We start from the raw sequence: 10003 nt of genomic DNA, 5'->3' as shown, positions 1-10003 counted from the left end.
TCGCAGAACGGGGCAGGCGGTCGCAGCCCGGGTCAGCCGTGCCCAGCCCAGCCGTGCCCAGCCCGGGTCAGGCGGTCGCGGCCACCGTGGCGGGGTCTGCAGCACGGAGGGCCGCGAGCGCCGGGCCGGCCTCGGCGGCGAGGTCGACCCAGGTGCACTCGATCGAGACGCGGCCTCGGTAGCCGCCGTCGCGCAGCGCCCGCAGGAACTCCGCGAGGGGCCAGTCGCCCTGGCCGGGCGGGATGCGGCCGGAATCGGCGATGTGGGCATGGGCCACCCGCCCGGCCAGCTCGCGGACCACGTCGAAGGACTCGTGCTCGAGCATGATGTGGAACAGGTCCGCCACGACGCGGACCTCCCCCATCCCGAACTCGTCGAGGAACTCGACCGCCTCGACCAGGGAGTTGATCTGGTCGGTCTCGCCGCGATGCAGTGGCTCGAGGATCACCTCGAGGTCGTGGACCGCGGCGATCTCCCGGGCGATCGCCACCGATCGCGCGAACTGACGGCGCGCGTCGTCGCGGGACACACCCTCCGGGATCCGCCGGGCGGCGCCGCTGCCGAGCACCACGAAGGCGCCGGGTGCCGCGACCTCCGCGATCGCCGCGAAGGCGACCCGCAGGTAGGCGTGGGTCTGCTCGAGCGGGAACGCCGGGTCGGACAGTCGGTGGTCGGCCGGGCAGAGCACCGCGAACGAGGGCGCGGGCTCGCGCCGCCGCAGCGCCGGATCCGCATGCCAGGTGCCGTCCTCACGCTGCACCAGAAGGTTCCCGACGACGGTCGGCTCGAGATAGTCGGCCCCGGCGGCGAGCGCGGCCTCCGCGTCCCGATCAGGGGTGATGATTCCGTGCTGCATGGATCCTCCTCGATCCGGGCCGGTGCACGCTGCGCCGGCGACAATGCTGGTCATACCCAGCCGGGGCTGCTCACAGCTCGCGGACGAGCTGCCCCATCCGGTCCATCGACTGCTGCGCCTCGGCCAGACCCACGCGGTTGAGGTGGCCGTGGCACACGCCGCGGCGAACCGTGTAGTCCACGTCGACCCCGGCCTCCCGCAGCTGCTCCGCATAGCGGCGGCCGCTGACCCGCAGGTCGTCGTACTCGTCGGTCTCGATATAGGTGCGGGGCAGCCCCGCCAGCTGCTCCGGCGCGGCCAGCCCCGGGAAGTCGTAGGGCGTCGCCTCCTCGAGCGGGCGGCCGATGTAGTTGCCCGACATGGCGCGCATCGTCTCGAGGGAGAAGCGCAGCATCGGCGGGGTCCCGGCGAGCGCCTCCGCCTCCTCGGCGTCGGGCTCGGGGCGCAGCGGGTGCGCGACGAGGTACATCAGCAGCGAGGCGGCGAGCGGCGTCCCCTCATCGGCCAGGCGCAGGGAGGCGGCCGCGGCGAGGTTGCCGCCGGCGCTCGCCCCACCGATCGCGACCCGTGCGGGGTCGATGCCGAGGGCCTGCGCGCTGTCCCGGGTCCAGGCCACGGCGGCGCACACATCGTCCAACGGGATCGGGGCCGTGACGTGCTCGGGCCCGCCCGGGAACGTGCGGCCCGGGGAGCCGTCGATCTCGTCGCACAGCCGGTAGTCGACGGAGACCACGACGGCGTCGGCGCGGCCGGCGACACCCCGGGCCACGTGGTCGCCCTCGGGCATGTCGAGGTCGCCGTGCATGAAGCCGCCGCCGTGCAGCCACACCAGGCAGGGGCGGGGCCCGTCGGGCGCTGTCTGCGGGGTGTAGATCCGCACGGGGACGGGGCCGTGGGGGCCGGGGATCTCGCGGTCCTCGATCACCAGCTCCCATTCCTCGGGCGGACCATAGGGCGCATCCCAGGCGCGATGAGCCTCGGGGGCGACATCTTCCCAGGTGCCGGCACCGGCGAGGAGGCTCAGCCGGCGTTCCATCTCGAGCGGGGCGGTGGGCTCGGCGCTCGCCTCGGCCGCGGGGTCGCGCGGGGCGGGGGTGAGGTCCGGGGCGGTCTGCTCGGTCATCGGGCGGTCCTGTCTGGAGGTGGGGAGGAGCGGGTCAGCGAGGGCTGCTGAGCAGCACGATCTCGCAGTCGTAGTCCTGCGAAGAGCGCATCTCGCCGCGGAACCAGAGCAGGTGGGTGGTGGCCGGGTCGCCCGGGGCGACGATCGGGCGGAGGTTGTCGACCGCAGAATCCTCGGTGATCGCGGTCCAGTCCCAGCCTCGCCCCTCGTCGACGGTGTGTCCACGGTAGATCTCATGGTGAGCATGCCGGGTGCCGTCGCGCGGGTCGATCGGCGAGGAGACGTACACCGTGTCGATGTCGTACGGGTCGATCGCGGCGAGGCCCGAGTAGTCCTGCTCATGGGGTAGCAGGCCGGGCCCGGCCTGCGCGAGCTGCGTGAGCGTCCACTGCCCGTCGGCCCCGAGCCGCCCGTAGACCAGGCGCAGGTCGGGGACGGGCACGTTCGTCCCGAGGTCGGAGCCGTCGGGCTCTGCGGCGTGGTCGGCGCGGGCCGTCATCACCGCGGCGAGCCGACCGCCGGCCTCGCGGATGTCTGTGGTCCAGGCGTGGCTGAGCTGCACACCGTCGACCCCCGCCCCACCGCCGAGCCCCGACCCGCCGTCGAGCCCCACCCCGCTGTCGAGCACGGTGCCCGCAGCGAGGACCGTGGTCAGCTCGGCCTGGTCCGGGGCGGGTTCGGAGAACAGCTCGGACGCCAGGGCCCGGCCGGCGCTGTCGTGCAGGCGACCGGCGGAGATCCTGCCGTGATAGATCGAGTTGTCGTAGTCGCGCGGGTGGTGGTCGGTGACCAGCACGTGCAGTCCGTCGGCCCCGTCGGCGTAGCGGGAGTAGCCGTTGACGTACCCGATCTTGGGGCGGCCGAACAGCCGGCCCGCGTAGGTCCAGGTGTCGCCGTGGTCGTCCGAGACCAGCGCGCAGGGATCGTCGTTCACGGCGCGGGCGAAGCAGTACAGCCGCCCGCCGATCTCGTGGAGGTTGGAGTAGGTGACGCCGCGGCCGCCCGTGTGCTCGGACCAGTCGTAGCTGTGCTCCTCGCCCCAGCGGGTCGGGTCGCCGGGCTCGCTGATCCGCCAGTGGGTGAGGTCGTCGGTCTTGTGTCGGGCGTAGACCGCGAGCCAGCGCCCGTCCGGCCGACGCCACAGCGCGGGGACGTCATGATCGTCGGCCTCGAACCCGGGATGGAGGGTCAGGACCTTCGCGGTGCCGCTGGCGAGATCGACGACAGTGAGGTCGAGATCGCCCGTGCGCTGCGCACCGTCGGTCCCGCCGCCGGAGGCGATCGAACCGACGACGAGCACCCCGGCCTCGGGATCGACGAGGGCGCGCTCGTCTTGGAACCAGCACCAGGCACCGTTGACGTTGATGACCTGTGGTGTCGTCGCGCTCATCGGGTTCTTCCGCTCGGGGTGGGGGTCGCCTCGGGAGTGGGCACGTTCAGGGGAGATGGAAGTACTGCGGCAACACCTGCTTGTCGCCGCCGCCGGGGGCGAAGTACTCCGCCATCGCCGCCTCCCAGCGCGGGCTCACCGCAGCATGCGACATCGCGTCCTGCGCGGCGTCGACGTCGTCGGCCTCGAAATAGCCGACGACCATGCCGTCCTCAGCCTGCAGGAACAAAGAGTAGTTCCTCCACCCTGCGGCGGCAAGCGCTTCCCACATCTCTCCCCAGACGTGCTGGTGCGCCGCGACATCGTCGACCAGCTTCTCGGGCCGCACCAGCTCCTCCTCCGCGGCGCATGCTACGCTTCTATTGAGTCGTTTCAACACTGCGTTCGCAGCGCGGCCCGCGACCGATGCCCGTCCGCACTCCGCACGGGTCCGTCCGCCGGGCACCGCCAACCACCAGGCACCGCCGCCGAAGGAGCACCCCTCATGACCACCCCCACCACCCTTCCCGCCGACGTCGCCCGTGACCTCGAGGAGTTCTCGATCGAGGTCCCCAGCTGGGGCTACGGCAACTCCGGAACCCGGTTCAAGGTGTTCGGCACGCCCGGCACCCCGCGCGACCCCTTCGAGAAGATCGCCGACGCCGCACAGACCCACGCCTTCACCGGCTCCGCGCCGCGCGTGTCCCTGCACTACCCCTGGGACAAGGTCGAGGACTTCGGCGTGCTGCGCGAGTACGCCGCCGAGCAGGGCATGACCCTGGGCATGATCAACTCCAACACCTTCCAGGACGACGAGTACAAGTTCGGCTCCCTCACCCACGGCGACAAGTCCGTGCGGCGTCGGGCGATCGACCACCACCTCGAGTGCATCGACGTCATGCGCGCCACCGGCTCGAAGGAAATGAAGATCTGGCTGGCCGACGGCACGAACTACGCCGGCCAGGACTCGATCCGCGCCCGTCAGGACCGCCTCGCGGAGTCCCTCCAGGAGATCTACCTGGGCCTCGGCGAGGACGAGCGCCTGGTGCTGGAGTACAAGTTCTTCGAGCCGGCGTTCTATCACACCGATGTTCCGGACTGGGGCACGAGCCTGCTGCACTGCCTGGCCCTCGGCGAGAAGGCGCAGGTGGTGCTCGACACCGGCCATCACGCCCCCGGCACCAACATCGAGTTCATCGTCGCCCAGCTGCTGCGCCAGAACCGCCTGGGCGCCTTCGACTTCAACTCCCGCAACTACGCGGACGACGACCTCATCGTGGGCGCCGCGGACCCGTTCCAGCTGTTCCGCATCCTCTTCGAGATCGTGCAGCAGGATGCGCACCGCCCGGCCTCCGGCGTGAACTTCATGCTCGATCAGTGCCACAACCTGGAATCGAAGATCCAGGGTCAGATCCGCTCCGTGCTCAACGTGCAGGAGACCCTCGCGAAGGCTCTGCTCGTGGACCGCGAGGCCCTGGCCGCCGCGCAGACCAGCAATGACGTGCTGCTCGCGAGCGAGATCCTCATGGATGCCTTCTGGACCGACGTGCGCCCGGCGCTGGCCGCCTTCCGCGAGGAGCGCGGGCTGCCGGCCGATCCGTTCGGCGCGTTCCGGGCGAGCGGCTACGAGGAGAAGGTCGCCGCGGAGCGCGTGGGCGGGAACCAGATGGGATGGGGAGCCTGAGCATGACCCGCACGAACACCAACACCAGCACTGACCCGGCGGCGATCGATCCGACGGTCGCCGCACTCCTGGCGCGCTCGAACGCGCTCGGCGCCGACCCCGCGAACACCAACTACGCCGGCGGCAACACCTCCGCGAAGGGCACCGCCATCGACCCGGTCACCGGCGAGGAGACCGAGCTGCTGTGGGTCAAGGGATCCGGCGGCGACCTGGGCACCCTCACGGAGACAGGCCTCGCGGTGCTGCGGCTGGATCGCGTGCGCGCGCTGCGTGATGTGTATCCGGGAGTGGAGCGCGAGGACGAGATGGTCGCCGCCTTCGACCACTGCCTGCACGGCAAGGGCGGCGCCGCCCCGAGCATCGACACCGCCATGCACGCCCTGGTGGACGCCGCGCACGTGGACCACCTCCACCCCGACGCCGGGATCGCGCTCGCGACCGCGGCCGACGGGGAGCGCCTGACCCGCGAGTGCTTCGGCGACGCCGTGGTGTGGGTACCTTGGCGCCGACCCGGCTTCCAGCTGGGCCTGGACATCGCCGCGATCAAGGAGGCTAACCCCGGCGCGATCGGCTGCATCCTCGGCGGGCACGGCATCACCGCCTGGGGCGCGACGTCCGACGAGGCGCAGGAGAACTCCCTGCGGATCATCGCCGAGGCGACCGCGTTCCTCGAGCGCACCGGAGCGGCCGAGCCCTTCGGGGCGCACGATGCGAGCCGCGAGGCCCTGCCCGAGGCGGAGCGCCGGGCGAAGGCGTCGGCCCTGTTCCCGGTGATCCGCGGACTCGCCTCGACCGATGCCCCGATGATCGGGCACTGGACGGACACCGACGCGGTCCACGAGTTCCTCGCGGGCGAGAAGCTCGCGCCGCTCGCCGAGCTCGGCACGTCGTGCCCGGACCACTTCCTGCGCACCAAGGTGAAGCCACTGGTGCTGGACCTTCCGTCGGGCGCTTCCGTCGAGGAGTCGATCGAGCGGCTGACGGAGCTGCACGAGGCCTACCGGGCGGACTACTCCGCCTACTACGAGCGCCACGCCGACGCGGACTCCCCCGCGATGCGCGGCGCGGATCCGGCGATCGTGCTGGTCCCGGGCGTGGGCATGTTCAGCTTCGGGGCCGACGCGCAGACCGCGCGCGTGGCCGGCGAGTTCTACGTCAACGCGATCGCCGTGATGCGCGGGGCGGAGTCGGTCTCGACCTACTCCCCCATCGAGGAGTCCGAGAAGTTCCGCATCGAGTACTGGGCCCTGGAGGAGGCGAAGCTGCAGCGCAAGCCGGCGCCCAAGCCGCTCGCGACCCGGGTGGCGCTCGTGACCGGCGGCGGCTCCGGCATCGGCAAGGCCACCGCGACCCGCCTGGTCGCCGAGGGTGCCTGCGTGGTCATCGCCGATCTGAACGTCGAGAACGCGCAGGCGGTCGCCGAGGAGCTCGGCGGGCCGGACAAGGCCGTGGCTCTGCGGGCCGACGTCTCCGACGAGCAGGCCGTGGTGCAGGCCGTGGCGGATGCGGTGCTCGCCTTCGGCGGGCTCGACCTCATCGTCAACAATGCCGGGCTCTCGCTGTCCAAACCGCTGCTGGAGACCACGGCGAAGGACTGGGACCTGCAGCACGACGTCATGGCGCGCGGCAGCTTCCTGGTCTCGAGGGAGACCGCGCGGGTGATGATCGCCCAGGCCATGGGCGGGGACATCATCTACATCTCCTCGAAGAACTCCGTGTTCGCCGGCCCCAACAACATCGCCTACTCCGCCACCAAGGCCGATCAGGCGCATCAGGTGCGGCTGCTCGCGGCGGAGCTCGGCGGGCACCAGATCCGGGTCAACGGCATCAACCCCGACGGGGTGGTGCGCGGCTCCGGCATCTTCGCCGGCGGCTGGGGCGCCTCGCGGGCGAAGGTCTACGGCGTGCAGGAGGAGGACCTCGGGGAGTTCTACGCCCAGCGCACGCTGCTGAAGCGCGAGGTGCTGCCCGAGAACGTCGCCAACGCGGTGTTCGCCCTGACCGCCGGGGACCTCTCGCACACCACCGGCCTGCACGTCCCGGTCGACGCCGGCGTCGCGGCCGCCTTCCTGCGATGAGCGCCCCGCGTGCTGTCGCGGCGGTCGACCTGGGCGCGACGTCGGGCCGCGTGATGCTCGGCGTGATCGAGCAGGACACGACCCTGCAGGGCGCGAACCCGCAGGACTCGAACCCGCAGGGCGCGGACGGGCACAGCCGCATCGAGCTGGTCGCGGCGCACCGCTTCGAGAACCGCCTCCGCGAGGTCGATGGTCACCTGAGCTGGGACATCGATGCTCTCTGGGCCGAGGTGCAGCAGGGGCTGCGGGCCGCGCATGCGGGCGCGGTGGAGCGCGGCCTCACCGGCCTGTCCTCGATCGGCATCGACTCCTGGGCCGTGGACTACGGCGTCGTGGGACCCGATGCGTCCGGCCCGGGCGGCTCCCGCGAGCTCGGCAGCGGCGAGATCCTGGGCGAGGTGATCGCCTACCGGGACCAGCGCACCGACGGCATCGCCGACTCCTTCGCCGAGCAGCTCTCCCGCGAGCGGCAGTACGCGCTCACCGGCATCGCCCAGCAGCCATTCAACACGCTCTACCAGCTGGTGGCCGATGACCGCACACCCGACCTCCCGGCCGGGTCGACGCTGCTGATGGTCCCTGACCTGCTCGGCTACCTGCTCACCGGGCAGCGCCGCACCGAGGTCACCAACGCCTCCAGCACCGGCATGCTCTCGGTGACCGAGCATGACTGGTGCGAGGAGATCCTGACCGCCGCGGGGGTGGACCGGAACCTCCTGGCGCCGCTGATCGAGCCCGGCGAACGTCTGGGCACCGTGCGTCCGCAGCTGGCGCAGGATCTCGGCATCGGCGAGGTGCCGGTGGTGGCCGTCGGCTCCCACGACACCGCCTCGGCTGTGCTCGCGGTGCCGGCCGCGGCGGACGCCTTCCCCGTCGCCTACATCTCCTCGGGGACCTGGTCGCTCATCGGGCTCGAGCTGCAGGCGGCGGCCCCCTCGTCGGCCGCCCTCGAGGCGGGCTTCACCCACGAAGGTGGCATCGACGGTACGTTCCGATTCCTCAAGAACGTCGCCGGGATGTGGCTGGTCAGCGAGTCGATCCGGCAGTGGGAGGAGGACGGGGCGCGCGTCGACCTCGGCGACCTGCTGGCCGCTGCAGCTGTCATGCCCGCGAACCGGTTCCGGATCGATCCGACGGACCCCGCCTTCCTCGCGCCCGGCCGGATGGCGGACCGGGTGACGCTCGCCGCCCGTCCGCTCGAGGGGGACGACGAGCGCCCCCGCACCCCGGCCCAGCTCGTGCGCTGCATCCTGGAGTCCCTCGCCGAGACCTACCGCGACGAGCTGCACGCCGCCTGCCGTCTCGCGCGTCTCCCCCTGCCCGAGCGCCTGCATGTCGTCGGTGGCGGCAGCCAGAACGCCCTGCTCAACCAGCTCACCGCGAATGCGCTCGGCCTCGAGGTCGTGGCCGGGCCCGTCGAGGCCACAGCTCTGGGGAACGTGGCTCTGCAGGCGCGGTCGCTGGGCGCCCTCTCGACGCGTTCCGGGTCCTTACGGGACCTGGTCCGCGCGAGCGTGCGGCTGGAGATCTACGAGCCGACGGATCGGCCGACCCGACTCAGCTGACGAGCTGCCAACGAGGGTCGGAGAATTCTGCAGCTTCAAGCAGTCGGCCTCGCAGCTCCACCAGCAACCGAAGGTGCGGTGTCGAATCGCTCCCGTTCACGTGAGCCACCGACGCGCTGATCCCTTCCGCCCCTGCGACCAGGGACGTAAGTGGTGCCGGGACCCAGCCGATCGGGGTGTGCGACCCGGTCGTCACCAGTTGAGCCATCAGGTCGTGCGGATTGCCCTCATCAGCCTGAAGCAGGAGTTCGTCTCCGGTGGTCAGCGTGTCGATCGCCGCTTGCTCAGCTGGGCTGCGGTGCCGCATCCCGTGCACCAGGAACTGCAGTCGAGACACTCCATCTTCCATCGCTACAGGGAGCTGGATGAGCTCGATGGTGTCCGCGCTTCGACGCCCGCCGTTGCGCGAGAGGATCTCGAAGGCACCAGCTTCGATCGGAAGCCCCATGCTCTCGAGAATGCGAGTCCTATCCGGACGTCGAGGCGAGAGGACCCGCTCGGCGAAGACCGGGAACAGGAACTCCGACACAGCGACCCTTCCCGCGTCCGGAAGCCCGGGGAGCAAACCGGCCGACGGGTCATCAGAGACATGCTGGAAGTATCGGAACGCCCAGGCGTCATCGAGTCGAGTCAAGACTCCGAGACGTTCGTACCCTCGCGTCCCATCGCGTCCCTGCCTCGTGACCAAGAAGGAATGGGTGCCGTCAAGAGCCGACATCGGAGCTCGTGCCAGATCTGGCGCTATTGTCGTCATCTCTCCAGCAACCTCCTTCTGTTCTCCTCGAGCAATCGGGTGATGAATGTACGCCGCAGGTCCGACAGACCAGGGACACGCTCGACGATCCCCTGTACGTCCACGTCTTCAACGCCGCGAAGCGCCTCCAGCCACGAGCCGCCCCAACGATCGAGCGCGCGATGGGCGAGGTCGACAAGACTCTCGTCATGCCCTTGGTCGAACTTCCGGGCCATGCCTCTGCCCGCGTAGGCGCGCACGTCCATCGTAGCCAGGATACGGTCCTCCACCCCGGCCGCGAGTGAGCTGCCGTGATCGAAGCTCGCAGCTAGACGGGATGTGCTCCCGTCAACTGTGAGCGCCCAGTTCTCAGCATGACGGTCCGAGTTCCCGATCCATGACGGTCCGAGTTCCCGATCCATGCGTCAAGTGTCAGATAACCGGCGAACACTGCGAGCGCGTCGAGCGAGGAATCCCGGACTGGCCCCGGCACCTCGGCGAGAACCAGCTCGATGGCTTCTAGATGGTGTCCAGTGCGGTTCCGCGACCGCTGGGCATTGGGGACGTATCCAGGTAACCGAAGACCCGAGAGGTA

The 10003-nt window shown here is 70.7% G+C and carries 9 protein-coding genes; 3 read left to right on the top strand and 6 right to left on the bottom strand.

All coding sequences use genetic code 11. The annotated features are described in order from the left end of the window. Nucleotides 1-67: 67 nt before the first annotated feature. From ACT3T5_RS19235 to ACT3T5_RS19220, 4 genes are all read right to left on the bottom strand, one after another. Complete coding sequence (locus ACT3T5_RS19235) at nucleotides 68-856, bottom strand: sugar phosphate isomerase/epimerase family protein (protein WP_444595286.1); 789 nt, start codon at nucleotides 854-856, stop codon at nucleotides 68-70. A gap of 70 nt (nucleotides 857-926) precedes the next feature. Continuing rightward, nucleotides 927-1979: an alpha/beta hydrolase gene (locus ACT3T5_RS19230; RefSeq protein WP_444595285.1), complete on the bottom strand. Its 1053-nt coding sequence runs from the start codon at nucleotides 1977-1979 to the stop codon at nucleotides 927-929. A gap of 34 nt (nucleotides 1980-2013) precedes the next feature. Beyond that, nucleotides 2014-3369 carry a BNR-4 repeat-containing protein gene (locus ACT3T5_RS19225; RefSeq protein WP_343924760.1) on the bottom strand — a complete coding sequence of 452 codons (1356 nt, stop codon included), beginning with the start codon at nucleotides 3367-3369 and terminating at the stop codon, nucleotides 2014-2016. 46 nt (nucleotides 3370-3415) lie between these two features. Beyond that, complete coding sequence (locus tag ACT3T5_RS19220) at nucleotides 3416-3697, bottom strand: L-rhamnose mutarotase (RefSeq protein WP_343924762.1); 282 nt, start codon at nucleotides 3695-3697, stop codon at nucleotides 3416-3418. Between the two features lie 156 nt (nucleotides 3698-3853). On the opposite strand from ACT3T5_RS19220, the gene rhaI reads away from it, so the two are divergent. Genes rhaI through ACT3T5_RS19205 form a run of 3 tightly spaced genes read left to right on the top strand, consistent with a single transcriptional unit; the run spans nucleotide 3854 to nucleotide 8675 of the window. After that, entirely contained in the window at nucleotides 3854-5032 is a 1179-nt protein-coding gene (rhaI, locus tag ACT3T5_RS19215; protein WP_444577303.1) for an L-rhamnose isomerase, read from the top strand. Between the two features lie 2 nt (nucleotides 5033-5034). Then, on the top strand, nucleotides 5035-7110 hold the full coding sequence (locus tag ACT3T5_RS19210; protein WP_444595284.1) for a bifunctional aldolase/short-chain dehydrogenase: 2076 nt from the start codon (nucleotides 5035-5037) through the stop codon (nucleotides 7108-7110). Next, entirely contained in the window at nucleotides 7107-8675 is a 1569-nt protein-coding gene (locus tag ACT3T5_RS19205) for a rhamnulokinase (RefSeq protein ID WP_444577301.1), read from the top strand. The genes ACT3T5_RS19210 and ACT3T5_RS19205 overlap by 4 nt, the downstream gene beginning before the upstream one ends. On the opposite strand, the gene ACT3T5_RS19200 is transcribed toward ACT3T5_RS19205, so the two are convergent. Together ACT3T5_RS19200 and ACT3T5_RS19195 are read right to left on the bottom strand one after the other, a co-directional pair. Beyond that, a complete protein-coding gene (locus tag ACT3T5_RS19200) occupies nucleotides 8668-9123 on the bottom strand; it encodes a hypothetical protein (RefSeq protein ID WP_443352054.1) in 456 nt (151 codons plus the stop codon). The two genes, ACT3T5_RS19205 and ACT3T5_RS19200, sit on opposite strands and share 8 nt — an antisense overlap. 302 nt (nucleotides 9124-9425) lie before the next feature. After that, nucleotides 9426-9830 carry a hypothetical protein gene (locus tag ACT3T5_RS19195; protein WP_443352057.1) on the bottom strand — a complete coding sequence of 135 codons (405 nt, stop codon included), beginning with the start codon at nucleotides 9828-9830 and terminating at the stop codon, nucleotides 9426-9428. Nucleotides 9831-10003 lie beyond the last annotated feature (173 nt).

This window comes from Brachybacterium sp. AOP3-A1-3 (assembly GCF_052378285.1).
Lineage (GTDB): Bacteria > Actinomycetota > Actinomycetes > Actinomycetales > Dermabacteraceae > Brachybacterium.
This window is presented reverse-complemented; position numbering and strand designations above follow the sequence as displayed.